Source organism: Methylobacterium sp. P3_A11 (assembly GCF_056403155.1).
On sequence record NZ_JBFUGA010000011.1, the window covers coordinates 31,026 to 57,816 of the forward strand.

General features: G+C 69.1%; 17 protein-coding genes. 8 read left to right on the forward strand and 9 right to left on the reverse strand.

Features of this window, described 5'->3' with window-relative positions; all coding sequences use genetic code 11:
• Positions 1-21 precede the first annotated feature (21 nt).
• Positions 22-2,739: an ATP-binding protein gene (locus tag AC1DXK_RS05585; protein WP_477297118.1), complete on the forward strand. Its 2,718-nt coding sequence runs from the start codon at positions 22-24 to the stop codon at positions 2,737-2,739.
• Between the two features lie 114 nt (positions 2,740-2,853).
• Here AC1DXK_RS05585 and AC1DXK_RS05590 read toward each other — a convergent pair whose 3' ends face one another.
• From AC1DXK_RS05590 to AC1DXK_RS05600, 3 genes are read right to left on the reverse strand one after another with little or no spacing between them, the layout of a single operon-like run.
• A complete protein-coding gene (locus AC1DXK_RS05590; RefSeq protein ID WP_457104694.1) occupies positions 2,854-4,200 on the reverse strand; it encodes an NCS2 family permease in 1,347 nt (448 codons plus the stop codon).
• Positions 4,191-6,932, reverse strand: coding sequence for a molybdopterin-dependent oxidoreductase (locus tag AC1DXK_RS05595; RefSeq protein WP_477297121.1), 2,742 nt, complete (start codon positions 6,930-6,932; stop codon positions 4,191-4,193). The genes AC1DXK_RS05590 and AC1DXK_RS05595 overlap by 10 nt, the downstream gene beginning before the upstream one ends.
• The gene (locus AC1DXK_RS05600; protein WP_457104696.1) at positions 6,929-7,762 is read right to left on the reverse strand and encodes an FAD binding domain-containing protein; all 834 of its coding nucleotides are present in this window, start codon (positions 7,760-7,762) and stop codon (positions 6,929-6,931) included. Before AC1DXK_RS05600 ends, AC1DXK_RS05595 begins: the two co-directional genes overlap by 4 nt.
• 170 nt (positions 7,763-7,932) lie before the next feature.
• Between AC1DXK_RS05600 and pucL the strand changes: the two genes are divergently transcribed.
• Positions 7,933-8,775, forward strand: coding sequence for a factor-independent urate hydroxylase (pucL, locus tag AC1DXK_RS05605; RefSeq protein ID WP_457104697.1), 843 nt, complete (start codon positions 7,933-7,935; stop codon positions 8,773-8,775).
• A gap of 457 nt (positions 8,776-9,232) precedes the next feature.
• Positions 9,233-10,717, forward strand: a complete 1,485-nt coding sequence (locus AC1DXK_RS05610) for a methyl-accepting chemotaxis protein (RefSeq protein WP_457104698.1) — start codon at positions 9,233-9,235, stop codon at positions 10,715-10,717.
• Between the two features lie 28 nt (positions 10,718-10,745).
• Here AC1DXK_RS05610 and AC1DXK_RS05615 read toward each other — a convergent pair whose 3' ends face one another.
• Positions 10,746-11,465: an HWE histidine kinase domain-containing protein gene (locus AC1DXK_RS05615; RefSeq protein ID WP_457104699.1), complete on the reverse strand. Its 720-nt coding sequence runs from the start codon at positions 11,463-11,465 to the stop codon at positions 10,746-10,748.
• A 449-nt stretch (positions 11,466-11,914) separates the two neighbouring features.
• Here AC1DXK_RS05615 and AC1DXK_RS05620 point away from each other — a divergent pair, with 449 nt between their 5' ends.
• The 3 genes from AC1DXK_RS05620 (at position 11,915) to AC1DXK_RS05630 (ending at position 16,558) form a co-directional block, all read left to right on the forward strand.
• Positions 11,915-13,075 carry a glycosyltransferase gene (locus tag AC1DXK_RS05620; RefSeq protein WP_457104700.1) on the forward strand — a complete coding sequence of 387 codons (1,161 nt, stop codon included), beginning with the start codon at positions 11,915-11,917 and terminating at the stop codon, positions 13,073-13,075.
• An 840-nt stretch (positions 13,076-13,915) separates the two neighbouring features.
• Positions 13,916-15,562: a HAMP domain-containing methyl-accepting chemotaxis protein gene (locus tag AC1DXK_RS05625; protein WP_457104978.1), complete on the forward strand. Its 1,647-nt coding sequence runs from the start codon at positions 13,916-13,918 to the stop codon at positions 15,560-15,562.
• A gap of 60 nt (positions 15,563-15,622) precedes the next feature.
• Positions 15,623-16,558: a substrate-binding domain-containing protein gene (locus AC1DXK_RS05630; protein ID WP_457104979.1), complete on the forward strand. Its 936-nt coding sequence runs from the start codon at positions 15,623-15,625 to the stop codon at positions 16,556-16,558.
• 120 nt (positions 16,559-16,678) lie between these two features.
• On the opposite strand, the gene AC1DXK_RS05635 is transcribed toward AC1DXK_RS05630, so the two are convergent.
• Complete coding sequence (locus AC1DXK_RS05635) at positions 16,679-17,491, reverse strand: universal stress protein (protein WP_457104980.1); 813 nt, start codon at positions 17,489-17,491, stop codon at positions 16,679-16,681.
• A gap of 191 nt (positions 17,492-17,682) precedes the next feature.
• Between AC1DXK_RS05635 and AC1DXK_RS05640 the strand changes: the two genes are divergently transcribed.
• Both AC1DXK_RS05640 and cydB read left to right on the forward strand, forming a co-directional pair.
• Complete coding sequence (locus AC1DXK_RS05640) at positions 17,683-19,125, forward strand: cytochrome ubiquinol oxidase subunit I (RefSeq protein WP_457104981.1); 1,443 nt, start codon at positions 17,683-17,685, stop codon at positions 19,123-19,125.
• Between the two features lie 5 nt (positions 19,126-19,130).
• A complete protein-coding gene (gene cydB, locus AC1DXK_RS05645) occupies positions 19,131-20,144 on the forward strand; it encodes a cytochrome d ubiquinol oxidase subunit II (RefSeq protein WP_457104982.1) in 1,014 nt (337 codons plus the stop codon).
• Positions 20,145-20,264: 120 nt separating this feature from the next.
• On the opposite strand, the gene AC1DXK_RS05650 is transcribed toward cydB, so the two are convergent.
• The 4 genes from AC1DXK_RS05650 to AC1DXK_RS05665 all read right to left on the reverse strand — a co-directional run bounded on the left by AC1DXK_RS05650 (position 20,265) and on the right by AC1DXK_RS05665 (position 26,791).
• Complete coding sequence (locus AC1DXK_RS05650) at positions 20,265-21,089, reverse strand: alpha/beta hydrolase (RefSeq protein ID WP_457104983.1); 825 nt, start codon at positions 21,087-21,089, stop codon at positions 20,265-20,267.
• A gap of 182 nt (positions 21,090-21,271) precedes the next feature.
• Positions 21,272-22,570 (reverse strand): hypothetical protein, encoded by a 1,299-nt coding sequence (locus AC1DXK_RS05655; RefSeq protein WP_477297126.1) that lies wholly within the window; start codon positions 22,568-22,570, stop codon positions 21,272-21,274.
• Positions 22,567-24,366 carry an alpha/beta fold hydrolase gene (locus AC1DXK_RS05660; protein ID WP_457104985.1) on the reverse strand — a complete coding sequence of 600 codons (1,800 nt, stop codon included), beginning with the start codon at positions 24,364-24,366 and terminating at the stop codon, positions 22,567-22,569. Before AC1DXK_RS05660 ends, AC1DXK_RS05655 begins: the two co-directional genes overlap by 4 nt.
• Entirely contained in the window at positions 24,356-26,791 is a 2,436-nt protein-coding gene (locus AC1DXK_RS05665; RefSeq protein ID WP_457104986.1) for a glycosyl hydrolase 2 galactose-binding domain-containing protein, read from the reverse strand. The genes AC1DXK_RS05660 and AC1DXK_RS05665 overlap by 11 nt, the downstream gene beginning before the upstream one ends.

Here is a 26,791-nt window from a genome sequence, read left to right on the forward strand (position 1 = left end):
CGGCGTCCATGTAGAGGGACCATGCCGGAGACCGGTCGCGACCCCACTCGTCCCTCGCCCGAGGCGCTCCTCGAGGCGGCGCGCCGGGAGGAACGGACGCGCGGCCGGCTCAAGGTGTTCCTCGGCGCAGCCCCGGGCGTCGGCAAGACCTACGAGATGCTCACCGTCGGCCGTGCCCGGCTGAAGGTCGGGACCGACGTCGTCGTGGGCGTCGTCGAGACCCATGGGCGGGCCGAGACCGAGGCCCTCCTCGACGGGTTCGAGGTGATCGCGCGCCGCCCCGTGCCATACCATGGCACGGTCCTGGAGGAGATGGATCTCGACGCGCTCCTCGCCCGCCGCCCGGCCCTGGCGCTCGTCGACGAATTCGCCCACACGAACGCGCCCGGGTCGCGGCACCCCAAGCGCTATCAAGATGTCGAGGAGCTGCTCGACGCCGGCATCGACGTCCTCACGACGTTGAACATCCAGCATGTGGAGAGCCTCAACGACGTCGTCGCCGCGATCACCCGCATCCGGGTCCGCGAGACCGTGCCGGACGGGATGCTCGACCGGGCCGACGACATCGAGGTGGTCGACCTCAATCCGGACGACCTGATCCAGCGCCTGAAGGACGGGAAGGTCTATGTCCCGACCAATGCCGAGCGGGCGCTGAAGCACTACTTCTCCCGCGGAAACCTGACCGCCCTCCGGGAACTGGCGCTCCGGCGGACGGCAGACCGGGTCGACGACGAGTTGCTCGGCCACATGCGGGCCAACGCCATCGCCGGACCCTGGGCGGCCGGGGAGCGCGTCCTGGTCTGCGTGAACGAGGATCCGCGCTCGTCCGGCTTGGTGCGCTACGCCAAGCGGCTCGCCGATCGCCTGCACGCGCCGTGGACCGCCCTCTCGATCGAGGGGCCGCGTGCACCGTTTCGCAGCGAGACGGAGCGCGACCGGATCGCCGAGGCGCTACGGCTCGCCGACCGTCTTGGGGGCGACGCGGTGACCCTGCCGGGCGGCCGGCGCGTCGCCGACGACGTGATCGACTATGCCCGGTCGGCCAACGTGAACCATATCGTGGTGGGCAAGGCGAACCGCTCGTGGCTGTTCGAACTCCTGAACGGGTCCGTGGTGCACGACCTCGTTCGCCGCAGCGGCAACATCAGCGTGCACGTGGTCCCCGGCGAGGCGGTCCCCGACGAGCAGGCGCCGCGCCGCGCCGTGACGACGGCGATCCCGCGCCCGGGATTCGAGGCGCTGCCCTACGGGATCGCGATTGCCGCAATCGGCGCCGGACTCGGGACTGCGCTCCTGGCCGAGCCCTATGCCGGCGTCGAGAACGCCGATCTGTTCCTGCTCACCGCCATCGTGGCGGTGGCGGTCCGATGGGGCCGGGGACCAGCCCTCGCCGCCGTGGTCGCGGCCTCGCTCGCCTACAACTTCTTCTTTCTGCCGCCGGTCTACACGCTCACGATCGCGGACCCGACGAACGTCGCCGCATTCCTCCTCTTCACCCTGGTGGCCGTTTTGGTCTCCAACCTGGCCTCGCGCGCCCGGGGGGTCGCCGTCATCAGCCAGGGACGCGCCCGGGCGACGGAGCGTCTGTTCGGCTTCTCACGGAAGCTCGCCGCCTGCGGCACCCTCGACGACGTGCTCTGGGCCACCAGCGCCCAGGTCGCGGCGATGCTGAAGGTCCGCGTCGTCCTCCTCCTGCCCGATGGCGAGGCGGTCTCCGTGATGGCCGGCTACCCGCCGGAGGACCGGCTGGACGCCGCCGACGTGGCGGCCGCGCAGTGGGCCTTCGACAAAGACAGGCCGGCCGGGCGCGGCGCCGACACGTTGCCAGGCGCCAAGCGCCTGTTCCTGCCGATGCGGACCGGGCGTGGCACGATCGGCGTGATCGGCCTCGATGTGGACGGCTCTGGGCCGATCCTGACACCCGAGGGCCGGCGCCTGCTCGACGCCCTGGCCGACATGGGCGCCCTTGCGATCGAGCGGGTGCGGCTGGTGGAGGATCTCGACCGCGCCGAGCGCGCCGCGGAGACCGACCGCCTGCGTCAGGCGCTGCTCACCTCGATCAGTCACGACCTGCGCACGCCCCTCGCCTCGGTCCTGGGTGCGGCCAGCACGCTGCGCGACCTCGACGCGGCGCTGCCGCCCGAAGCCAAGGCGGAACTCCTGGCCACGATCATCGACGAATCGGAGCGACTCAACAGGTTCATCGCCAACCTCCTCGACATGACGCGCCTCGAGGCCGGTGCGGTGGCGCCGAACCTCTCCGCGCAGGACGTCGCCGAGACCGTCGACACCGCCCTGCGACGCACACAGAAGGTCATGTCTGAGCATCGGGTCGTCGTGGAGGTGGCCGCGGACCTGCCGCCGCTGGCCCTCGATCCGGTCCTGTTCGAGCAGGTTCTGGTCAACCTCCTCGACAACGCCGCCAAATACGCCCCCGAAGGCTCCACCGTGACCGTGCGGGCGCGCCGCCAAGGCGACCGGATCCTGATCGCGATCCTCGACGAGGGCGAGGGCCTGCCGGAGGCGGATGTCGAGCGGGTCTTCGACAAGTTCTACCGCGTGCGGAAGGGCGACCGCGTCCGGGCCGGCACCGGTCTGGGCCTCGCCATCTCGCGCGGTTTCGTCGAGGCGATGGGCGGCACCGTCACGGCCGGGAACCGCCCAGACCGGAGCGGGGCTTGTTTCACCGTCAGCCTGCCCGTTCCGGCCGGAGGCACGCTGGAGGTGACAGCCGCATGAGGCTCGCGATGCGAACCCCAGGGTCCTGAACGTCGGCGACGGGGCGTCGTGTCACGCGGGGCTGCGCGCGCCGCGGCCACCGGTCGTGAGCGGCCCTGCACGCCGTTCCGGCCGTCAATGCGCGCCGCCCGTCGCGACGAACCGGAACAGGAAGATCGCGGCGATCACCCAGACGATCGGCTTCACCTCCCGGGCGCGGCCCGCGAGCAGCTTTAGTGCCGCGTACGTGATGAACCCGCAGGAGACGCCGGTGGCGATCGAGTAGGTGAAGGGCATGAGCAGCGCCGTTACGCAGGCCGGAACGACTTCGGTGAGATCGTCCCAGTCGAGCGCCACCAGTTCGCGGAGCATTAGGCAGGCCACGTAGAACAGGGCCGGCGCCGTGGCGTAGGGCGGGACCGCGGCGGCCAAGGGTGCAAAGAACAAGCAGGCAAGGAACAGCACCGCCACGGTGGCGGCCGTGAGGCCGGTGCGGCCCCCCTCCTCCACGCCGGAGGCACTCTCGAGGTATGCGGTGGTGCTCGACGTGCCCAGGAGCGATCCCGCGAAGACCGAGACGGAATCGGCCATCAGCGCCCGGTCGAGGCGGCGCATCCGGCCGTCTGTCAGGAGGCCGGCACGGCTCGCCACCCCCATCAACGTGCCGGTGGCGTCGAACAGCTCGACCAGGAACAGCACGAGGATCACGTTGAGCAGGCCCGCCGAGAGGGCGCCCGGGAGGTCGAGGGCGAACAGTGTCGGGGCGATCGAGGGCGGCAGGGATACGATCCCCTGGAAGGTATTGTCCGCGCACACGAAGCTCAGTGCCGTGACGGTCAGGATGCTGGCGAGGAGCGCCGCCCGCACCTTCCGGGCTGAGAGGGCGGCGACCATCAGGAAGCCGATCACCGCCAGCACGGTTGCGGGCTTGTGCAGATCGCCGAGGGTCACGAAGGTTGCCGGGCTCGCCGCGACGAGGCCGGCGTTCTTGAGGGCGATGATCGCCAGGAACAGGCCGATTCCCACCGTGATGGCGATGCGCATCGAGTGCGGGATCCCGTCGACGATGAGCGCGCGCAGGCCGGTGAGGGTGACAACCAGGAAGCACAGGCCTGAGATGAACACCGCGCCGAGGGCGGCTTGCCATGTGAAGCCCAGTCCCTGGACGACCACGTAGGTGAAGTAGGCGTTGAGCCCCATCCCGGGCGCGAGGGCGATCGGGTAATTGGCGTAGAGCGCCATGATCAGCGAGCCCAGCGCCGCCACGAGGCAGGTCGCCACGAACACCGCGCCACGGGGCATGCCGGCGTCCGCCAGGATGCTCGGGTTGACGAAGACGATGTAGGCCATCGTCAGAAAGGTGGTCAGTCCCGCCAGGATTTCGGTGCGTACGGTGGTGCCGTGCTCGGCCAGGCGAAAGGTGCGCTCGAGGAAGCCGGACGGGCCTGGGCCGCGCAGAGCCGCAACCCGCTTCATGTCCATGACGGCGGCCCGCTGCGCTCAATGCCCACGGCCCGGTAGATCCTGTCCGCCGCGAAGGGCGTGGCCGTCAGGCGCGCGCCGGTCGCGTCGCGGATGGCGTTGCCGAGCGCCGCCGCGACCGGGTTGAAGGGCGATTCACTCATCGACTTGGCGCCGAGTGGGCCGACGCTGTCGTGGGTGTCGGCGAACAGAACCTCGGTGTCCGGCACGTCGGCGCAGGCGGGGATGTGGTAGTCGCGGAAGGTCTGCGTGCCGACGCTGCCGTTCGCGGCGATGCGGACGTCCTCGTAGAGCGCGGCCCCGATCGCCTGTGCGACGCCGCCCTCCACCTGGCCACGGCATTGCATCGGGTTGATCACCCGTCCGGCATCGGCGGCGTGGACGCTCCTCAGGATGCGCACAACCCCGCTCGTCGGGTCGACCGCCACCCGGAAGGCGTGAACGTTGAACGCCACCGAGCGCGGGCTGCCGTCGGCACGGCCGCGCGCCTCCAGCGGGCCGATCGCGGTCAGCGCCACAGAGCCGTCCGGCACGTCGACGGCGTCGGCGGCGAGGCGGCAGGGATCCGGGGCTGCGCCCGAGATCTCCGCCGCCCGCGCACGGATCCGGGCCGCGAGCGCCTCGGCCGCCCGGAGCGTCGCGAGACCCGCCACCACGGTGCCGGTGCTGCCGTAGGCGCCGGTATCGTGGCCGACCGCGTCGGTGTCCGCGTCTGCGATGCGAACCCGATCGGGCGTGGCACCGAGCGCCGAGGCCGCGATCTGCCGATGCACCGTGCTGGTGCCGTTGCCGAATTCCGCCGTGCCGACCCGAACGGTGTAGCGCCCGTCGACGTCCAGGCTCACCCGCGCCTCGGCGTGGTGGCCGCGGGGCGGGATCGTGTCGATCATCGCCATCGCCATGCCTGTCCCGACGCGCCAGCCCGGTTCCGGCTCGAGCCCCGGATCGGCCCGCAGCGCCGCCTCCACGAGGGTCAAGCACTGATCCAGACCGTAACTGCCGAAGACCACGTCGTGCGGCTCAAGACTGTTCGACACCATCGCGTCGCCGGGCTTGACGGCGTTGCGGCGGCGCAGGGCGAACGGGTCGAGCCCGAGCCCGCGGGCGACCTCGTCGAGGGCCGATTCGAGAGCGAAGATCGTCTGGCTCAGACCGTAGCCGCGGAAGGCGCCGGCCGGGACCGTGTGGGTGTAGACCGCGCGGCCGTCCACCCGCTTGTTCGGGCAGACATAGGCGGCCAGCACCTCGTTGCAGCCGTGATGGATCACGCCGCCCGCGTGGTTGCCGTAGGCGCCGGTATCCGAAAGGACGTCGAGGCTGATCGCCGTGAGCGTCCCGTCCCGTTTGGCACCGACCTTCACGGCCACCCGCATCGGGTGACGCGTGGTCGTTGCCGCGAACTGTTCCCGACGGGTCAGTTCCCAGCGCACCGGACGCCCGGTGCGCAGGACGGCCAGGGCGACGAGATCCTCGGTCAGCATCTCCTGCTTGCCTCCGAAGCCGCCGCCGACCCGGCCGCAGACCACGCGCACGGCGTCGCGCTCAAGGCCGAACAGGTCGCACAGGGCGTCGCGGGTGAGGAACGGGACTTGGCTGCTCGTCCGGATCGTCAGGCGCCCGTCATCGGCGCGCCAGCCGATGCTGGCATGGGTCTCCATGGCGGCGTGCTGGAGGCGCTGCGACTGGAACGTCTCGTCGTAGACGAAGTCCGCCGCTGCGAAGCCCGCCTCCACGTCGCCGACGGCTCCGTGCACCTCGGCGGCAAGGTTCGGGTGGCGGTCGCGGGGCGGCGCGCCCTCTCCGGGGCCATCGCGGGGATCGTGAACCCGGGGCGCTTCGGGCAACAGGGCCAGATCCGGATCGAGAAGCGCCGGGCGGACCTCATAGGTCACCGTCAAAGCCCGACAGCCGGCCTCCGCGGCCGCTTCGGTCTCGGCAACCACCGCGGCGACCCGCTGGCCGACGAAGCGGAGGATCGGGTCGAGCACGCGCGTATCGGCCGCGTCGTCCCGCGGATCCTCGTGACGGGCCGTGGAGAACCGGCGCGGCGGCGCGTCCGCGTGGGTCAGCACAGCCACGACGCCCGGCACGGCGCGGGCCGCCGCGGTGTCGATCGCCACGATGCGGGCATGGGCATGGGGCGAACGCAGGACCTTGAGATGGAGCGCGTCGGCGAACGGCCCGTCGAGGGTGTAGCGGGCGCGTCCCGAGACGACGGGCCCGGCGGCCGGCGCTGCGAGGTTGCGCCCCACCGGATCGCCCCCGGAGCTCTCGTCGATCGCATGCGTGCCGCCGATGGCATCCCGGACGGCGCGATAGCCGGTGCAGCGGCAGAGGTTGCCCTTGAGGGCCGTGCCGAGATCCTGCCGCTGTCCCTGGTCGAGGGCGGCGGCCGTCATGATCATGCCCGGCGTGCAGAAGCCGCACTGGAAGCCCTGCGCGGCCAGGAAGGCCGCCTGCACCGGATGAAACGCTGCGGGCTCGCCGTCGTGCTGCTGGCAGGGACCCGCGAGGCCTTCGATCGTGGTCACGCTGCGTCCCTCGGCGCGGAACGCCGGGATCAGGCAGCTGTGTACCGGCTCGCCGTCGAGATGCACCGTGCAGGCTCCGCAATCGCCGGCATCGCAACCCTTCTTGACGCCGAACCAGCCGGCCTCGCGCAGATAGGTCCGCAGGCACTGACCGGCCCTGGCCGCAGCCTCGTGCGCGCTGCCGTTGACGGTGAGTCTCATGACGCGGCTCCCGGCTCCGCGTCGAGCGTCCCGCGGATCTCCTCGGCGAACTGCCGGGTCACGTGGCGCCGCCAGTCGGGGCGGCCGTGGACGTCGTCGTGGTAGAGCGCCTCCGGGATCGCATCGTCGATCGCCTGCACCAGCGCTCGTCCGGTGGGCAGCGCGTCGAAGGCGAGGCGGACCGGGCGCCGGACGGAGGCGGTGACGGTCAGCGCGAAGGCGCCGTCGGAGGCCCGCGTCCCGATCAGGAGCGCACCGGAGCGGCCGTTCGGGCTGAGGCTGATGCGGCGGAAGGCCGTGCGGCGCACCAAGGCCGCAACCGGTATCGACAGGCTCCGCAGGATGTCGCCCGGTCCCAGGGCGGTTTGCTGCGGACCCACCACGAAGTCGGGGACGGATATGGCCCGCTCGGCCCCGTGGGGCGACCAGATCGTAAGGGTGGCTTCGAGGGCGGTCGCGAGGGCGATCATCGGACCGGCCGGCAGGGCAAGGCAGAGGTTGCCGCCGACCGTGGCCACGTTCCAGATCTTGAACGAGCCGAGCAGGGCGCGGCAGCATTGCCCGACCAGCGGCGCGGCGCTCCAGTCGGACGGCAGTTCCAACCGGTCGAGCTGCGCAATGGTGCACGTTGCCGCGAGTGTCAGGCCGCCCGCGTCAATCGCGTGCGGCGGCCAGTTCAGCGTCCCGAGATCCACGAGGCGCCGTAGGCCGACCTGCGGCTCGGAGAACAGCCACGTGCCGCCTGCCAGGCAGGCATCGCCATCCCTCCAGGCGGGGAGTTCGATCCGACTGCGGGGTCTGAGAACGGTCTCGATGGTGTTGAGGTCCATGCCCGCTCGTCAGCCCGAAGCCGGTTCGGTCCGGCGACGCACTATGCCTGCCGATGAGAGGTCCCGGTCAAGCCGCTGCGATGCGGCCGCGGTTGGAGCCTCGAACCGCGTGGCCCTAGGATCGGTCAGGCGCGTCGAGACGTGCCGGCTTTGACCAGCTGGAGACCCTCATGACCCTGACGGCATCGCGTTACGGCAAGGAACGGGTCCGGGTGATGCGCCTCGCCCGCGACGGCGATCACCACACGCCGCGCGAAATGACCCTGTCGGTCATGTTGACCGGGCGCTTCGACGCGGCCTGGACGGACGGCGACAACCGGACCTGCATCGCCACGGACAGCATCAGGAACATCGTCAACGTGACGGCCGCCGGGAGCCTTGCCCTCGATGCGGAGGGTTTCGTCGCGGCGATCGCCCGGGTGCTTCTCGATACCTACCCGCAGGTCGAGTCGGTCGCGATCGAGGGCGACGAGATCCGCTGGTTGCGCCACGGCCTCATCGGTGCGCCGCACGGGCATACCTTCACCCGGGATGGAAACGGCTCCGGCTTCGTGGCGCTGGCCGCCGATCGCACCGGGTCCACGCTGCGCTCCGGCCTGCGCGGCTACACCTTCATGAAGACCACGCAGTCGGGCTGGTCTGGCTTCGTGGCCGACCGATACCGGACACTGCCGGACACGACCGATCGCATCGCGGCGACGAGCATGGATGCGACCTGGACGTGGTCGACGGCGCCCGCCGATTACAGCGACGCCAATGCCCGCATCCTCGCGACGCTGCTGACGGTGTTCGGCACGACCTACAGTCGCGGGGTGCAGGACAGCATGTACCGAATGGGCGAGGCCGCCCTCGCTGCCGTTCCTGAACTCGCCCAGATCAGCTTCGTCATGCCCAACAAGCATTACCTGCCGATCGACCTCTCGCCGTTCGGCATCGATAATCCCGGCACCGTTTTCCTGCCGACGGACGAGCCCTCCGGCCGCATCGAGGCGACGATCGGCCGGATCGGGTGACGCGCGGTCTCGATCGAACCGTCGATGCGGGTGGGTTCTGCGATCGCGGCGGCGGACAGGGCTCGGGCCGAAACCGAAGGCCCATCGGCGGTTACCGAATGGTTTATGCAACTCCAGGATCGTGCCCGACGGTCGTGTCTCCGCTGAACGCAACCTGCCGCTGAAGCCGACGGCGAGAAATATTGAACCCGATACGCCGCGATGCAATCTCTGCGCGAGCCGTTGCGTTGTCGGAAAAATTCCCCGGACAACCGTAAGTATCTGACCGCATCATAATAGCCACTCTTAACTTCGGTGAAACTTCGGCTGTCTACGAAACACGTCAATCATCATGGGTGTCGACAGATGCCTGACGAAGTCCTTGTCGCTGTGAAGCGCGGAACTTCGGAAAAAACCTGATCCGGCCGTGAAAGTGTGCGCTTCTGTCGCGCCGCGGTGCAGATCTGCGGAGGGACCGATGTTCGAGAGGCGCCTGCGTCGAAGGGATGAGACAGCCAAGCTCGCTGCATTGAGCCGGTCCCTCGCCACGATCGAATTTGCCCTCGACGGTACGATCCTTGACGCCAACGAGAATTTTCTCGTGACCATGGGTTACGCGCGGGACGAGATCCTGGGCCGTCACCACAGCCTGTTCGTGGAGCCGGCCACGCGAGAGACCGAGGCTTATCGCCAGTTCTGGGAGAGTCTTCGCCGCGGCACCTTCCAGTCCGCCGAATACAAGCGCCTCGCCAAGGACGGACGCGAGATCTGGATTCAGGCCTCCTACAATCCGGTGCTCGATGCGGCGGGTCAGCCGGTCAAGATCGTCAAGTTCGCCACCGACGTGACGGCGCAGAAGCTGCGCACCCTCGATCTCGAAGGACAGATCGGCGCCCTGCACCGCTCGCAGGCGGTGATCGCCTTCTCGCTCGACGGCACCATCGTGAACGCCAATCCCAATTTCCTGGCGGCCGTGGGCTATCGGCTGGAGGAGATCGTCGGGCGCCACCACGGCCTGTTCGTCAGCGAGGCCGAGCGCGCCAGCGAAGCCTACCGGCAATTCTGGGCTGCGCTCGCCCGCGGCGAGTTTCAATCCGGAGAGTTCGAGCGGACCGGCAAGGACGGCCGTCAAGTCTGGATCCAGGCGACCTACAATCCGATCACCGACGCGGACGGGAAGCCGGTCCGGGTCGTCAAGTTCGCCACCGACATCACCGCTCAGTTCCATGAGCGGCAGCGCCGGGCCGCGGCGCAACGCGCCATCGGCGATGATCTGGATGCCATCGGCGACGCCGTGGCGGATGTCACGCGGCAGACCAACGAAGCGGCCCAGCGCGTGGTCCGCGTGTCGGACGAGATCCGGTCCGTCGCCACCGGCGCGGAGCAGCTCTCCGTCTCGGTGGACGAGATCAGTCAGCAGGTGAGTCACGCGGCCGGGATTGCCGGCCGGGCGGTGGAGCAGGCGCAGCGCACAGGTGAGATCGTGACCGGCCTCAGCGCGCAGGCCACGCAGATCGGAGACGTTCTCGGCCTCATCGCGGGCATCGCCGCCCAGACGAACCTGCTGGCCCTCAACGCCACCATCGAGGCCGCCCGCGCCGGAGAGGCCGGCCGCGGCTTCGCGGTGGTGGCCACCGAGGTGAAGACCTTGGCGGCGCAGACCGGCCGGGCGACGGACCAGATCCGCAGCCAGATCGCGTCGACCCAGTCGGCGACCCGCGAGGCCGTGGACGCCATCGACGTTATCCACGGCACGATCCGGACCCTCAGCGCCGTATCCTCCACCATCGCGGCGGCGGTGGAAGAGCAATCCGCGGTGACCCGGGAGATGTCGGGGAGCATGCAGACCGCGGCGCACGGCATCTCCGCGATCTCGGCCGGTATGGACACGATCGCGCAGGCGAGCGTCCGCGCGGACCGGGCGACCTGTCAGGTCCGCGAACTCTCGCGGGCCTTCGGGTGAGGCGATCGGGGCGGCGCCCGGTACCAGTTCAATCCGGGTCGACGGTTCCGTCGCCGGACAGCGCTTCGAACAGTCGCCCGATCCGCGGAACAAGGGGGCAGCGGAGGGTGCAGCGCAGGCCGTCAGCCTCGAAAGCGAGGGCGACGGCGCCGCCGAGTTCGTAGCTCAGCATCTCCGTGAGGACCTGCATGCCGAACCCGCGGCGCGTCGGTGGGGTGACGAGCGAGCCTCCCCGCTCCTTCCAGACCAGCATCAGGGCATCGGCGGCGTCGGCGCTCTCCCTGGTGACGCCCCAGGCGACGTCGACAGCGCCTTCCGACAGACCGAAGGCGCCGTGCTCCACCGCGTTGCTGCAGAGTTCATGCACCGCGAGCGCGATCAACTGCGCGGGCTTCGGCCTGAGGCGAACCGTCGGGCCATCGATCGCGGCCTGCTCGCCTTCGCGGATGAGATGTACCATCAGCTCGTCGGAGATCAGCGTGTGCAGGCTGACCTCGCCGAAGCGATCCGCTGAGACCCGAGCCCGTGCGATGGCGTCGAGCCGGCCTTCGAGATGGGTCGCGTAGCCCTCGACGCTCTCGGCCGTCTCGGCCGACAGGCGCAGGACCGCGCGCAGCATGGCCAAGGTGTCGCGCAGACCGTGGCGCAGGCCATCCGGCGTCCCGGCCTCGTCCAAGAGGCGGCGCAGACGCGCATTGTCCGCTTCAAGCTGCGCGAAGCGCGCCGCGGTTGCTCCAGCCTCTTCCATTCTTGCTCTCTCCGCGCCGAACGCCGGGAGGGTCCGTTCAGATCAGATAACGTGCGGTGGCCCGGGCCAGCATCACAAGCTGGAGAAAATCGCCTCTTCGAATCGATCAAGCTCATCCTTCGCATTCGGCGGACACCACAGGCCCGAGGCGGTTCGATTCCGCAGCCGGCAACATTTGGAATCGCGCACAGGACGACGCTAGAGTGCGAGCATTCCGACCAGCAAAATCGGATTTAATTTTCTTTGACCCCATCTTTGAATGAAAAAATCTGTTATTGGCCGTGAACTTGAATTATTCATGGCACGAATTTGACGAATTAATCAACAATAATGCAAATCAAAGTTCGACATCGGACCAGGCATGACTTTGAAATCGTGATTTCCCTGCGCTAAGGACGGAGCAGCAACAAAAATCGCGTCTGATGTGCGCATCGCGAAGGCTTTGCGGTATGAACAAATTCGGCCAGACCATCTGCCTATCGATGATCGTCAAGAATGAGGCGCCGGTCGTTCGCCGTTGCCTCGATTCTGTTCGTCCCATAATCGACCATTGGGTTGTCGTCGATACGGGATCAACCGACGGCACGCAGGATATCATTCGAACCGCCTTGGCCGGCATCCCCGGGACGCTCCTGGAGAGGCCGTGGGTCGATTTTGCCCATAATCGCAACGAGGCGCTGAGGCTGGCGCGCGCCCATGGAAGCTACGCGCTGATCATCGACGCCGACGATGAGTTGCTGATCCCGGCCGGTTTCATGTTGCCGAAGCTGAATGCGCCTGGATACGAATTCACGATTGTGGATGAATGCATGCGTTATAGTCGCGTGCAACTGATCCGCAGCACTTTCAATTGGTATTACCGGGGTGTAGTTCACGAGTATCTCGAGTGCGAACAGCCGTCTTGGAGAGCGCCGCTACCCTTGGCGATGCGTCGTGGCATTGATGGAGCGCGTCATCGCGACGCAACGACCTATCGGCGTGACGCGGAAGCCCTCGAGAGGGCTTTGGCCGAGGAAAAAGATCCGTTCCTGATCGCACGATACACTTACTATCTGGCGCAGAGTTACCGCGACTGCGGCGAAGCGCGTAAGGCCTGCGATCTATACCTCCGGCGCGCCGATCTCGGGTACTGGGAAGAAGAGATTTATATCAGTCTCTTTGGAGCAGGCCTTCAGATGGAGGCGCTGGGCGATGCGGTCGAGCGGGTGCTAGCCGTCTATGACCGGGCCATTTCGACTCGCCCGGAGCGGGTGGAGGTTCGCTACGCCGCGAGTCGATACTGTCGACAAAAGGGTCGGCACGTGGACGCCCTGCGCTACGCCGAGGCCGGCCTCAACCTCCGTATGCCGAGCGAGGCGCTGTTCCTGCAATCCTGGATGTACAGTTACGGCATTCGAGACGAGTATGTGATCGCGGCCTACAACACGGGCCAATACCGCGCGTGCCTCTACACTTGCTTGACCACCCTCGATCAAAGCGATCTGCCGGCCGATGTCCGCACACGAATCATCATGCTGGCCCGTGAGGCGCTTGGTAAGATGCTGGATCCGGTCTGGGGGTTCGATCGCTCATCCTATCGATCGGAATTCGTGCCGCTCTGGCGGCTTTGACGGCGCTGCATCAACGGATGGCACCGCACGCCGCTCGCATGAGTGGCTGGCGCCAGCGGTGCATTCATGCGAGCCGTTCCGAAAAAGCTGGAGCGGCCGATCGCTGGAGCGAATACCGGGGTGGCGTTCGGTGGGGTGCTGCCCGCCCATGCCTAGGGGAAGGTTCATACGCCAAGCGCCGAGTCCCGGCTCGACCCTTGTCTCGATCCGTTTAACCCCTCGTCGATCCGTCCCTGTAGCGGACGCGGATGCGGCAAGTAGGGACGTCCGTCGAGCCTTGGGTCGTTCGACGACCCCGTCCGTCGTCGGAGCCATCTCCTTGAGAGTTCGGTCGGCGGCGCGGCACCACTGTTGACCGCATCCGCCTCAAACGCGGCCTGACTCCGTTCGCCGGTGAAAAGCCCGAACCGTCGCCGTCGGGACCGGGGTCCCCGCGCGCCGCATCGAGACCGAACCGTACCGCCTTGAACGTCCGCGCGGCCTCCCTCAGCCGGGTGTCTGCCAATGGGGGTAGCGTGCGCGTGCTTAGGCCGCGACATTCGATGGGTTACCCCTGCACGAGCGGGATGGCGGTCGATTCAGGGCTTGACTAATTCCCGATCCGAGACGCGATGTTTTCCGTTTAAGTTCTCAATTCGGCGCGAAAACGTGAAATAAGCGATCCGATCCAGTTTTCGCAGCGAGCTCAGAAGTCAATCTAATCTAGTTCGATGTTGATTTTGCACGCATTGATATTTTATGTTCACAGAGATATAAACCGACTAGCCAGAAACCGGAAGATTTTAAACGGAATATTTTTGCATGGATTTATATAGAAGATATCCATCCAGATTGAATTCCATGATAGTTATTTTTGCGTTGACGATGTTTTGTTTTACTGCCGGAATCGCCGCCTTTTCGGTCAACCGGATCGGCCAGATCGGTTCTGCAAGTCGCTTGTTCGACAGTGAGATCAAAGCCGTGGCGGTCCTCGGCACCATCAGGCAGCTGAGCCAGGAGTTGCGTACGCTCGCGGTGTTGGCGCAGGTCGCGCCGTCGGAGGAGGCGCGGCGGGACAGTGTCGGCCGGACCGAAAAGGCCCTGGACTCCGTATCCACGGCGTGGACCGAGTACGCGCCGATGGTGACGACAGCCGAGGAGCGGGATCTCGCGCAGAGCCTGTGGGAGGCTTGGCAGCACGTCCTGGCCGCCGCGGCCGAGGCGGCCGCCCTGGACCGAGCCGGGGAGCGCGACCTCGCCGACACTGTCCTGACCACGGTGTTGCAGGTGGACGCGGAGACCTTCAGGCGGGCGGCAGACGCGATGCTGACCTACCGCCAAACCAGGGCTTCTGAAAGGCGGGCGGCCGGCGATACCGCCGGCCTGACCGTCCAGCTGGAACTCGCGATGGCCGTCTCCGTCGCCGCCCTGGCCGCCCTGGGGTTCGTCCGGATCGTCCGGCGTCGCGTCATTCGACCGATTGCCGCGACAACCCGTGCCGTGCAGCAACTAGCGAATCACGACCTCATCGGTGCCGTACCGGCGGCGGTTCACGGCGACGCGTTATGTGCCATGGCGGGCACCCTGGAGGCCCTCAAGGAGACTTTGCTGCACAACCGGCGCCTGGAGGCTGAAGCGGTCCGCCTGCACGCGATCGAGGAGCAGAGGCGCGAAGGCGTCGTGCGCGAGATGACGGAGCGTTTCGAGGCGACAGTGGGAGACATCGCGGGAGCGGTCGCGTCCGTGGCGGAGGCCCTGCGCGGCACGGCCAATCTGGCCGATCGAGCCGTCGGGCCTGCGGCGAGCCAGTCGGCGATGGCGGCCGGTGCCATCGCGGAGACCCGATCCCATCTCCGGCGGATCGCCGCTGCCGCTGGGGAATTCGGTTTCGCGGTCGACGCGGTTGGGCGCCAGGCCGAGAGCGCGGCCGCCATGGCCGGCGGCGCCGCAGCGGAGGCGGAGCAGACCACGTCCCGCGTCCAGGCCCTCAGCGGGGCGGCCGATCGGATCGGCGACGTGGTTCGGATGATCGCCAAGATCGCCGCTCAGACCAACCTACTCGCCCTCAACGCCGCGATCGAGGCGGCACGGGCCGGAGAGGCCGGGCGCGGCTTCGCGGTTGTGGCGGCCGAAGTCAAAACCCTCGCAGGGCAGACCAAGCAGGCCACCGAACTGATCAGCCAACACGTGGCCGAGATCCAGGGATCGACCGCCGAGGCTGCATCCGCGATCACGGGTATCACCGCCCGGATCGCGGATATGAGCCGGGCGGCGGACGCCATCGCCTCAGCGGTCGAAGAACAGGGTGCCGCGGCTCGGGAGATCGTGGAGACCGTCACGAAGGTCGCCGACGGCTCCGGCGTTTCTGGCACCCCGAGCGTCGAATTCGCGGACGGCTCTGATCTGATGGCGGCGAGCGTCCTGAGCGCGGCGAGCACACTCTCGCGGGATGCCGAGCGTCTCGGCAACGAGGTTGCCGTCTTTCTCCAGGGCATCCGCGCCGCCTGAGCCGACCGGCGCGGCGACAAGGACGGGGCAGGATCGATGGGTCAGACAAGTCGATGGCGCATGAGCGGCCTGATAGGCGGAGCAACCCGCGCGGTAGCCGTCATCTTCGCTTGTCTGTTCTGCGCGATCCCGGCATCGGCGACCACGATCGCCGTCGCGATGGCGCCGCCCGTAGGCTTAACCCGGCTCCTGCACCGCGGCCTTGAGGAGCACGCGTCGGCGCGGGGCATCGCGCTGGACTTCGCCTACGCGCCGGACGGCGCGGGCGAGCAGCAGGTCGCGCAGGTCCGGAGCTTCGTTGCCGCGAAGGTCGACGCACTCCTGGTCATGCCCGTGGATCGGTCGGCCAGCGATGCCATCACCCGCTTGGCACTGGAGGCCGATATCCCCCTGGTTTTCCTCGAAATCGGCGCCGAGACCGCATGGGCGACCGGGCGCGTCGTCGTCGTAGCACCAAACGACCTCGTCGCCGGCCGTCTGCAGATGCGCAAGCTCGCACAGATGCTGAACGGGACCGGGCGGGTCGCGATCCTCACGGGCCTCCCGTCTCGTCCGGGATCGATGCTCCGCACCAGGGGCGTCAAAGAGGTCTTGACCGAATTCCCGAGCCTGCGCCTCGTCGCGGAAGCGGCGGCCGCCTCAGACCGGACGATGGCCAGAGCCGTCGTCGCCGGCTGGCTCGCCAGGGGGCTTGCCGTCGACGCCATCGTCGCCGGCGATGACGCGATGGCGCTCGGCGCCGCCGAGGCCGTCGAGGCCGCCGGGACCCCGGCAGGCCGGACCCTCATCGGCGGCGTGGGTGCCACCGCCGACGGTATGCAGGCGATGCAGACCAAGCGCCTCGCCGTGACGATCTACCAGGATGCGGTGACGCAGAGCCGCCGGGCGCTCGACGATGCCCTGGCGCTCATGAGGCACGAGCCGGTGCCGCATGTCGATTGGGTGCCTTTCGAACTCGTCACGGATCGGATGTCGACGACCCATTTCTCCCGGTAGTCCGGCTGTGCAGCATCGAACGCGCGCGTGTTCCTGCATCGCCCCGGGCGGCTTCAGGCTCATCGATCCCCGCGGGCTCGGAGGGCGCGCCGGAGCTTGAGCATCGCGATGGTCGGCCCGTCAGTGGGCCATCAGGCAGCAGATGGCGGTCTCCTGCAGGATCTCGCGGGTGGCCCCACCAAAGGCCCATTCCCGCAGGCGTGCGTGACCATAGGCGCCCATGACGATCAGATCGGCCTGCTGGTCGCGGGCGAATCGCAGGATCTCGTCGCTGTCGTTCCCCGCCGTCGTCAGCAGATGCGTGGTGACGGACGCACCGTGGAGCCTCAGATGCGCCGCGACCTCCTCGATCCCCTCTGAGCCCGCACCCTGTCCGGTCGTGACGACGAAAACCTGTGCGCTGGACCGCAAGAACGGAAGAGCCCCCGAGATGGCCCGGCGCGCCTCCAACGTGTCCTTCCAGGCAACGACGATGCGCCGGCCCGGCGCATCCGTGACGTCAGACGGGACGACGAGGACAGGCCGTCCCGCCTCCATCAGGACGGGGGCGACGGCCACGCCGAACGGGCTAGGATCGAGCACGGTCGGTCCGGTCCGACCGACCACGAGCAGGTCGGCGGCTCTCGCCTTCGCGACGAGGTGGGCGAACGGTCGATCGGTCCCGCCCGACCATGCGGTCCGGGATGCCTCGGCGGCGCAGCGGGTGAAAATCGCCTGCGCCCGCTCGAGCTCCTGCAGGATCGTCTCCTTGAACCGGTCGTACTGGCGCGCCGCATCGCGGATGTCGTGGGCGAAGAGCGGCACCGGCACCTCTGCGGCGGCGGCGCCGGTCAGCGTGGCGTCGAAGCGACGGGCCAGGGCGGCCGCGAGACGGACACGGTCGGGCGCCGCCTCCGAGAAATCCACGGAAACCAGGATGTTGGCGTAGCACATGGTGGGGTCCCCTCTGCCCGCAACTGGAGCGCAGCCAGGGAAATGTCGATGGCGGTCCGGGCTGCGGCCTTGATTCAGCGCAAGTGCCCGCGCCGACGCGAATCCGGTTTCACGGCGCCGGCTTTGCGCTGAATCAAGGAGCTGCCTCCTGCACTGCGGCAAAGCTGATCCGTCCGCTCCTGGAGATCGCGATGTCAGCTCTCGAACTGCCGAGCGCAGTCAATCTCGCGCGCGCCCAATTCGCGCTCACCGTCGTCTGGCACTTCCTCTTTCCTGCATTCACCATCGGTCTCGCGAGCTACCTCGCCGTGCTGGAAGGCTTCTGGCTGCGGACCGGCCAGGCCGTCTATCTGGACACCTACCGATACTGGCTCCGCATCTTCGCCGTGGCCTTCGCCATGGGCGTCGTCTCGGGTCTGGTCATGAGCTATCAGTTTGGCACGAACTGGTCGGTCTTCTCCGACCGGACGGCGCCAGTGCTCGGCCCCCTCCTCGGCTACGAGGTACTGACGGCCTTCTTCCTCGAGGCCGGCTTCCTCGGCGTCATGCTGTTCGGCCTGGAACGGGTCGGTAAGGGGCTGCACTTCCTGGCGACCTGCCTCGTCGCCGTCGGCACCCTGACCTCCGCGTTCTGGATCCTGTCGGCCAATTCCTGGATGCAGACGCCCACCGGGCATGTCGTCGGGCCGGACGGGCGCTTCGCTCCGGCCGACTGGTGGGCGATCGTGTTCAACCCGTCCTTCCCCTACCGCTTCGCCCATACGGTCACAGGCGCCTACCTCACCACCGCCATGATCGTCGGCGCCGTGGGCGCGTGGCATCTGCTGCGGAACCGGGCCAATCCGCGGGCGCGACTGATGTTCTCGATGGCCATGTGGATGGCGGCCGTGGTGGCACCGGCCCAGTTGGTGATCGGCGACCTGCACGGCGGCAATTCCTACGAACACCAGCCCGCCAAGGTCGCCGCCATGGAGGGGCATTTCGACACCGAGCGCCGCGCCCCCGCGATCCTGTTCGGCTGGCCGGATGCGGAGGCGGGCGCCGTGCGGGACCGGATCGGCATCCCCGGACTGGCCAGCCTCTATCTGACCCACGACCTCGACGGCGAGGTCCGCGGCCTCAAGGCCATGCCGCGGGACCAGTGGCCGACCAACCTGCCCCTGGTGTTCTGGTCGTTCCGGATCATGGTCGGCCTCGGCCTGTTGATGATCGCCCTCGGTCTGGCCGCGCTCTGGCTTCGTCGTCAGGGGCAGCTCTACGACACGCCCTGGCTCCACCGCTTCGCCGTCGCCATGGGACCATCCGGTCTCATCGCCGTCACGGCCGGGTGGACGGTGACGGAGGCCGGCCGCCAGCCCTTCACCGTCTACGGCATGCTTCGCACCGTCGACAGCGTCTCGCCGGTGGCCGCCCCGGCGGTCGCCGCCTCGCTGGCGGCCTTCGCGGCGGTCTACCTCGCGGTGTTCGGCGCGGGCATCTGGTACCTCCTGCACCTGTTCGATCAGGTGCCGCACGCCCACGAACCCGGGCCGCCCCCGGGTCAACCGATCCGCACCGCCGGCATCACGCCCGCCCCCGCCCTCGTCTCCGGCGGGCAGAGCGCCGGCCGTCCCCTCGCCCAGCCCGCGGAGTAGGCCCGATGTCCGTCGATCTCACGCTCATCTGGGCGCTCCTCATCGCCACCGCGGTCTTTCTCTACGTGGTGATGGACGGCTTCGACCTCGGGGTCGGCATCCTGTTCCCGGCCTTCCGCGGGAAGGCGGAGCGGGATGTCATGGTCAATACGGTCGCCCCGGTCTGGGACGGCAACGAGACCTGGCTAATCCTCGGGGGCGGTGGGTTGTTCGCGGTGTTTCCGCTGGCCTATGCCACGATCCTGCCGGCCCTCTACATGCCGCTGATCCTGATGCTCCTGGCGCTCGTCTTTCGCGGTGTCGCCTTTGAGATGCGCTTCCGAGCCGCCACGCCGGGAGCCCAGAGCGCCTGGGATCGCTCGTTCTCGTGGGGCAGTTACGTGGCGACGTTCTGCCAGGGCATCTGCCTCGGTGCCCTGGTGCAGGGGATCCGGGTCGAGGGCCGCGCCTACGCGGGCGGCTGGTGGGACTGGCTGACGCCGTTCTCGGTGGTCACGGGGCTGGCCTTGGTGGCGGGCTACGGCCTGCTGGGCGCCTGCTGGCTGATCTGGAAAACCGAGGGCGAGGTCCAGCTCCGGGCCTATCGGTGGGCGCGTCCCCTCGGCATCGCCACCCTGGCGGCCATCGCCGTCGTGTCGGCCGCCATGCCGATCCTGAGCGAGGCCTTTCGAGCCCGCTGGCTGTCCTGGCCGAACGTGATGATGGCGGCCCCGGTCCCGGCTCTGGTCGCGCTGCTGGCGTGGCGTTTCTTCGTCGCCCTCGATCGGCGGGCCGAGGTGACGCCGTTCCTCTGCGCCCTGGGACTGTTCCTGATGTCGTATGTCGGCCTCGGGATCAGCCTCTGGCCGATGATCGTCCCGCCGACGATCACGATCTGGGACGCCGCGACCCACCCCAGCAGCCAAGCCTTCCTGCTCGCCGGCGCCGTGGTGCTGGTGCCGATGGTTTTGGTCTATACCGGCTACGTCTACTGGCTGTTCCGCGGCAAGGTCGGAGTCGGGGCACCGGGTTACCATTAGCCCCGTGCCAGATCGCGGTGCGCACGGCGGCCGGACCTGCACCCGCGCAGCCGGTCTCCAGCAGACCGGTCGCCGTCCGGCCTCGGAGCATGGGCTCGGGCGCCCCTAGGGTGCGTGATGTCACGGATCGGCGTGCGCGGCGGCAACGAATTGCGCGACGTCGTCGGCGACCGAAAGGCTCAGATCGAACGGGAAGCTCATGGCGTGGATGAGCTGTCCGTGGCCGAGGCCATCGTAGACCTTCGTGGTCTGATGTCCGTCGTAGGCCTGCAGTTCGCGCGCGAGCGCCAGGGTTCCGGAGGGATTCACATCCAGATCCGCCGCCCCGGTGAGCAGGAGCATGGCGGGATGTCGACCCGCGGCATGGTTGATCGGCTGCAACGTCGGATCGCTGCCCGCGAAGACCTGACGATCCAGGGGTTGGGTCAGCGCCGAACTCGCATACGGTCCCGCCAGACCAACGATGCCGGCGAGCTTCACCGGACTTGAGCCGGCGTGCTCGAGCCAAGTCGGGTCGAGTCCCAGCATTGCCGCAGCCCAGGCGCCCGAGGAATGGCCGGCGACGACGACACGGCGGGCGTCGCCGCCGAACTCGGCGGCGTGCGCGAGAGTCCAGGCGACCGCGGCGGCGTTGTCGGCAAGGATGTCCGCGAGACCTACGGCCGGGACGTGCCGATATTCGGGGATCACGACCACGAACCCCCGGCGCGCCAAGGCCGCGCCGACATAGGCGACCTCGTCCTTGGATCCGGTCCGCCATCCGCCCCCGTAGAGGAAGACGACCACCGGGCGCGCTCCCGCCGCCGTCGAGCGGTAGATGTCGGCCCGATGCTGAGTTCCCTCGGCGTACGCAACACCGGTCTGCACGTGGACTTCGAGCGGTGCGAGCGCGTTCAAGACCGCCAGGGTCAGGCCGATGATCTGATCCCCCAAGTAGCTCAGCATGAGATCGATGTCCGTGATCGTCGATGATGCGGACGGGCGTCTCGGCCTGCGGCGGCCCATCGGTGTCCGATCTGCCTGCAAGCCTTCAGAGGCTCGTCCACGCGGTGCCCCCGATTTCAGAAGTGACGCGATCCATCAGTGCGGTCGCGGACCACGCCGGCTCCGACCTCCGGCGCGATCCGCTAGCTCAGTTCGACCACCGCGAGCCGATCGGTGACCTGGACCGAAAAGCGCCTGTCGGCGGGAAGGGCGACGACGCTCACGCGGCCGTCGTCGTCGAAACGGTGAAGGCGCACCTGCCGCGGCTGACGCGAGAGGCCGATCTCGACAGATCGGGCGTGCACGTCCGGACGGACGGTGCGGCTCCGCCGATCCCATCCGTCGAGGCCCAGCCAGACGGGGATGAGCGTCGCCCCGTCCCGCCGCACGAAATGTCCGGAGACGAGGTCGGGGACGGCGGCGGACAGCGAGACGTCGCGATCGGCCGGGACGGCGTCACGCTCGCCGCCCGGCGCGGCGAAGAGGCGGACGAGGTTGCGCACCGCCGCGAAGGCCGGGGTCGGCCGCCCGTCGTGGGCGATGAGACCGAAATGGCTCTCGGGGTCCGTGTCGCCGCGATCGAAGCTGGAAATCAACTCGTACAGGTAGGTTCGGCGGATCCCCTGCAGGTAGCTCCACAGGAGCAGCCGCGGCATGTACCGGGCTCGGAGACCCTCCGAGATCGGAAGGTGGGCGCTGCCGGTGGTGAGCGCGGTGTGATAGCCGGTCTCGGTGGCGATCATCGGCGCGGCGCCGAAGACGGGCCTGGATGCGGCGACGAAGCGGGCGAGGCTGCCGCCGGCTTCCGTTTCCGGATGTTCGGCGCCCGGATACGGGTGAATATTTCCGAGGTCGACCACCGCCGCGAGGTTCCGCGCCGCCGCGACGTTGCCCTGAATGTAGCTCGGGCCGGCAACCTGCACACCCCGGAACCGGGCCTCCGTCCGCACCGCGCGGAACAAGGCGGCTTGGTGATCGGCCGAGAGGCGCGCGCGATCCGGCCCCGCGGCCACGGGAGGCTCGTTACCGCCCTCCGCCACGATGAGCCCGTCACCGGCCCACCGGGCGATCTCGGCAAACCGATTCGGTGGCACCCGCGGCCCCGGCGTAAGCCCGTCATAGAAGATCAGGCTGAAGCGGAAGCGGCGACCTGCCAGGGACGCGATCCGTTCGAATTGCCCCGCCGGCTCGTCGCCGGTGAGCACGATGTCGTCGCGCAGGTGACGAATGCCGAGTTCGTCGAGGGCGCGGGCGCAGTCGGCGAATCGGTCGACATAGGGGCTGCCGCCATGTCCGAGATGAACGTTGACGCCGATCGAGTCGATCAGGTCCTCGCATCGGTGCAGCGGAGCGGCGGCGACCGCGCGGTCCGCCGCCAATGCGCCGGCCGTCAGGGCACCCGCCGTCAGGACGAGCGCCGAGCGGCGTGTGAACCAGGTCACGTCCGGCTCGCCAAAGTGAGGAACGGACCGGATGCGGCGACATCCGCCCTGTCGGGTCGGACCGCCTCGGCTCGCTTGACCGCCCGGAGCAACTCGCGCAGCGCCTCCTCGACCCGGATCTGGGCTTGGCGGGAACTGAAATTGTGGTCCGCATCCGGTACGATCGTCACAGGCGCGCCGAGGCGCCGATCCGCCCGGCCCGGCGAGCGTCCCAGCCGGCTGCGGACGGCCGCGAGGCCGGGGTCGCCCGCGCTGTAGAGCAGGCGGATCTCGGCGCCCCGCCGGCGGAGGGTGGCGATGCGCCGGGCGGGAGAGCCTCCGGGTACCCCGGGGCGCCACGCCCGGCGCAGGCGCCGGATCGCGGCCTCGGCGCCGCGCCGGACCAAGGCGCTGCCGATGGCGTGGATGCGGATCTGCCCACGGATCAGGCGGCGCCATGTCGCCCCCTGCGTCAGCAGCGCCGCGTAGGTCGACGCGCTGCCGAAGGTCTGACGGATCACCCGGTCGAGATCCTGATCGGGGTCCCAATCGAAACAATAGAGGTTGAGCAGCAGCGCCCCGTCGACCCGCCGGTCCCGCCAGAGGGCGTGGAAGGCCGCGTAGGCGCCGCTGCAGCCGCCGACGAGCAGGATCGGGCCACCAGCACCGACGATCCGGTCGACGGCCGCGACGACATCGGCGAACCCGTCGGGGGCGAAGAGGGGCTTGCGATCGTCGGAGCGGTCGTCGCTGTCGCCGATGCCCAGGGAGTCGAAGCGGAACGAGGCCACCCCGTCCGCCGCGAGGCGTCGGGCGAGATCCGTCGTCTGCCGGCCCCAGCCGGAATGGACCGTCATGCCGGTGCAGACGAAGACGACGGTGGGCGCGCCGAGATTCGCTCGATGCGGCCGGCAGCGGATCCCGAACCGGCCCTGTGCGAATTGGATCGCCTCCTCCTCCCAGGCCGGACCGCTCATGCGGGCCGGGCTCGGGCCGATGACAGGAGTGCAGCCGGCCGTGGGCTCCCTCACGCCGTCCGTCGCGAAGGCGACCACCTGCGCGAAGTCCGCCGCCGGGACTTCGGAGAAGATCGGGTCCGCGACGAGCGCGGCGAGACCCGGGAACGGTCCGGTCGCGACGGCACAGCCGAGCCCGCTCAGGTGGCCGGCCAGCGCCCGGGCCTCCGCCGCGAGGAGGAGGATGTGGCCGGCCGGCGCCCGTTCGAGCCGCGGGAGCGACAGGTCCGCGAGGTCGCCGAGAAAGGCGCGACCCATCCGGAAGCCACCAACGGTCAGACCGTCCGGCTCCTCCCGTGGGGCCGAGCCGTCCGGAAGGCGCCCGATCGTCTTGGCGCGCAGCCGCATCTCGCGCAGGTACGCCCGCCCGGTCGCCACCGGAGCCAGCAGGACGAGGCGGTCGACAGCCTCGTCCCGGGCCGCCAGGGCCGCGAAGGTCGCCCCCAGGCGAAGGCCGACGAGAACGACCTCCGTCACGCCGGCCGTCGCGCGCAAGAACCGCACGGCCTGGCCGATCGCTGCGACGCAGGCCGCGACGCGCGGCTCTTCGAGGTCGGCCGAGTCGCCCTCGCCTGGGTAGTCGAAGCGCAGGGTCGGGCAGCCGGCCACGGCAAGATTATCGGCCAGCGCCCGCCAGGGCCGGTACGCGGCCATCTGCTCGAAGCCGTACGCCCCGCAGAGGACGACGCCGCGCCGTCCCGCGGCCGGATGAAACCAGCCGAACAGGCCCTCGAACGTCACCGGTTTTGGGCCGCGCAAGCCCGAGGCGGCTGCCCTCTCGGAACCGACCTCATCCGTCATGTCCGAATTCCACGATCTCGTTGCTGTTGATCGCGCGGAGGGACCCGCGCGGAACCTGGGTCCTGCCGGCAAAGGTGATGATCCGGGTCGCTCCCGGCGCGAGGTGGAACCCGTTATCGCTCGGCTGCGCCGCCGAAGTCCGGACCTGGACACTGCAGGCGAGCCGCTCGGTGCTGACGCGCAGGGCCGGACCGTCCGCCGTCGCGACCGGCTCGGCCCGGAGGCCGACGACCGCGCGGTCGGTCGGGCGACGGCCCGGAAAGTGGAAGCTCTCGGCAATGAGGCGTGCATCGGTTCCGGTCAGCCGCGCGTGCGCCACGTCGTGGATCCGAGGCCCGAAGCGGTAGCTGTGGGTGGCGTCGAAGAAGCGGCCCAGCAGGTCGGCGGAGGTCAACGTGACGGCGGCCCGGGCTCCGACAACGATGGCGCGCTCGGCGCGGGCCGCGACCCGACCGCCGGCATCCGACAGCGTCAGAGCGACGGTGAGCGCTTGCATCGCCGCGGTCTCGTTGAGGACGTGGAGGTGCAGACCGTCGAGTCCCTCGTCGGTGATGAGGATCTGAACGGGTCGGAAGGCGCGCTTGAGCGCGTACCACGCCGATTTCGGGTGCTGCGTCCGATCGATGACGCCCCAGCCCGAACCGGGTCCGAGGTCGCGCAGGGAGAGAACCAGTCCCCCCGCAGTCTGCGAACGCGGCCGGCGCCACTCCGCAAAAGTCGCCTCCATGACCTCGGCCACGGCGGCGCGGCCGAGTTCGAGGTAGCGCTCCGGATCGCCGATGCGGAGCGCGGCCGGATCGACGCCGTAGAGCAGGCCGACGTAGTGGTCGCGCACGGTCTCGAAGTCCCAGTCGGCGCCCCGATCCCGCGGGATGCCGGCCGACCAGTCCGGATCGATCGGCCCTGCGGGACCGGGCGTGCCGGGGTCGGGCGGGATCGCGAAGGCGAGACACTCGCTGGCGAAGCCTACCTCTGCCCGGCGGGCATCCTCGAGAGGGCGACGATAGGCGCCGACGCCGAAATAGTGGGTGCAGCCCGCCCGCGGCGAGAAGGGCAGATCGCCGCCGGACGGCGAGTTCGGCAGGACGATCAGGTCTGGCCTCAGGGCCGCGGCGAGCCCCGGCAGGGTCGCCGTGCAGAAGGTGTCGGCCCAGACGGCGCGTGGCGCGCCGAGCATCGCGGCCTGCTGCCAGACCTCGCTTCCGCCGCAGAGCACGCACAACGACGGCGAAGTCTGGGTCCGGTCCAGAAACCCCGTCACCTCATCCGCGAGCCGGGCCGCGAAGGTGGGGTCGTCGTGCGGGTAGTCGAAGTTGGCGAGCATCAGGTCCTGCCAGACCAGGATGCCGCGCTCGTCGCAGAGTTCGTAGAAGTTTGAAGCCGGGTAGAGCGTCGTGCCGGGGACGCGCAGCATGTTCATCCCGGCCTCTCGGGCGAGGTCGAGCAGTTCCGCATCCCCCTCCGTGCCGAGACCGACGAGATCCGGCGGCATCCAGGTGGCGCCGCGGCAGAAGACCGGAACGCCGTTGACCGCGATCGACAGGCCCTCCTCGAAGGGCCGGGACAGCGATAGGGTCCGGAAGCCGACCCGACCCAGGTCGACGCGCGTGCCGTCCACGGATGCCGCGACCGGGTAGAGATGGGGGATCCCGTGTGTATGCGGCCACCAGGGCGCGATGCCGGGCAGCGCAAGCGCGCCCGCGAACAGCCCGGGCTCGATCTCCTCGAGGAACGCCTCGCAGCCGTCGCACAGGAGCGCGACGGATCCGGCCGGCCCCTCGATCCGAAGACGCGCCGTCAGCCGACCCGTGTCCCCGTCGAGGACCGGGCGCAGATCCGCGGCCGCGACGCGGGGGCGCAGGGCCTCCACGGTGATCGGCCGGTAGGGGCCGACGAGGTCGATCTCCGGACACCAGCCGGGCATGAACCCGAGGACGCTGGTGCGCAGGTGGCGCAGGGATCCCGGCGTGATCATCCGCGGCCGCCAGCGCCCGCGCTTGGCCGGACGATCGAGTTCGGCCTTGAGCGCGCGGAAGCACAGGGCGAGGTCGGACGCGGCACCGAGTTCGGCCTCGACGACGTGCTCCTCGAACATCGAGCGGGTGAAGAGGATCGGCACGCCGTCGAGCCAGACCTCGGCGAGCGTTGCCAGCCCCTCGAGGCGGAGCCGGACCCGGCCGTTTCCGGCGAGCCGGGTCCGATACCAGACGTCGCGGTCGTGGATCGGCGTCGGTGCAGCCTCGTTCCAGCGCCCGGCCGCGCGGAGGGCGGCGGCAGCGGTGCCCGGCACGGTGGCGGCGATCCAGTCGGTCACCCCATCGAGATCCCCCGGACCGGCACAGGCGCCGGGCTGCGTCATGGCGAGGTGCCAGGGCTCGGACGGGATCTCGTTCCCCCGGTCGCCGACGCTGAGGATGCGGGCCAT

Bases quoted from the DNA above. Each gene is read 5' to 3' on its own strand.
- cydB (WP_457104982.1), top strand. From the start codon at position 19,131: ATGTCCGTCGATCTCACGCTCATCTGGGCGCTCCTCATCGCCACCGCG.
- AC1DXK_RS05635 (WP_457104980.1), bottom strand. From the start codon at position 17,491: ATGTGCTACGCCAACATCCTGGTTTCCGTGGATTTCTCGGAGGCGGCG.
- AC1DXK_RS05610 (WP_457104698.1), top strand. From the start codon at position 9,233: ATGTTCGAGAGGCGCCTGCGTCGAAGGGATGAGACAGCCAAGCTCGCT.
- AC1DXK_RS05625 (WP_457104978.1), top strand. From the start codon at position 13,916: ATGATAGTTATTTTTGCGTTGACGATGTTTTGTTTTACTGCCGGAATC.
- AC1DXK_RS05585 (WP_477297118.1), top strand. From the start codon at position 22: ATGCCGGAGACCGGTCGCGACCCCACTCGTCCCTCGCCCGAGGCGCTC.
- AC1DXK_RS05630 (WP_457104979.1), top strand. From the start codon at position 15,623: ATGAGCGGCCTGATAGGCGGAGCAACCCGCGCGGTAGCCGTCATCTTC.
- AC1DXK_RS05590 (WP_457104694.1), bottom strand. From the start codon at position 4,200: ATGGACATGAAGCGGGTTGCGGCTCTGCGCGGCCCAGGCCCGTCCGGC.
- AC1DXK_RS05665 (WP_457104986.1), bottom strand. From the start codon at position 26,791: ATGGCCCGCATCCTCAGCGTCGGCGACCGGGGGAACGAGATCCCGTCC.
- AC1DXK_RS05620 (WP_457104700.1), top strand. From the start codon at position 11,915: ATGAACAAATTCGGCCAGACCATCTGCCTATCGATGATCGTCAAGAAT.
- pucL (WP_457104697.1), top strand. From the start codon at position 7,933: ATGACCCTGACGGCATCGCGTTACGGCAAGGAACGGGTCCGGGTGATG.
- AC1DXK_RS05640 (WP_457104981.1), top strand. From the start codon at position 17,683: ATGTCAGCTCTCGAACTGCCGAGCGCAGTCAATCTCGCGCGCGCCCAA.
- AC1DXK_RS05660 (WP_457104985.1), bottom strand. From the start codon at position 24,366: ATGACGGATGAGGTCGGTTCCGAGAGGGCAGCCGCCTCGGGCTTGCGC.
- AC1DXK_RS05615 (WP_457104699.1), bottom strand. From the start codon at position 11,465: ATGGAAGAGGCTGGAGCAACCGCGGCGCGCTTCGCGCAGCTTGAAGCG.
- AC1DXK_RS05595 (WP_477297121.1), bottom strand. From the start codon at position 6,932: ATGAGACTCACCGTCAACGGCAGCGCGCACGAGGCTGCGGCCAGGGCC.
- AC1DXK_RS05650 (WP_457104983.1), bottom strand. From the start codon at position 21,089: ATGCTGAGCTACTTGGGGGATCAGATCATCGGCCTGACCCTGGCGGTC.
- AC1DXK_RS05600 (WP_457104696.1), bottom strand. From the start codon at position 7,762: ATGGACCTCAACACCATCGAGACCGTTCTCAGACCCCGCAGTCGGATC.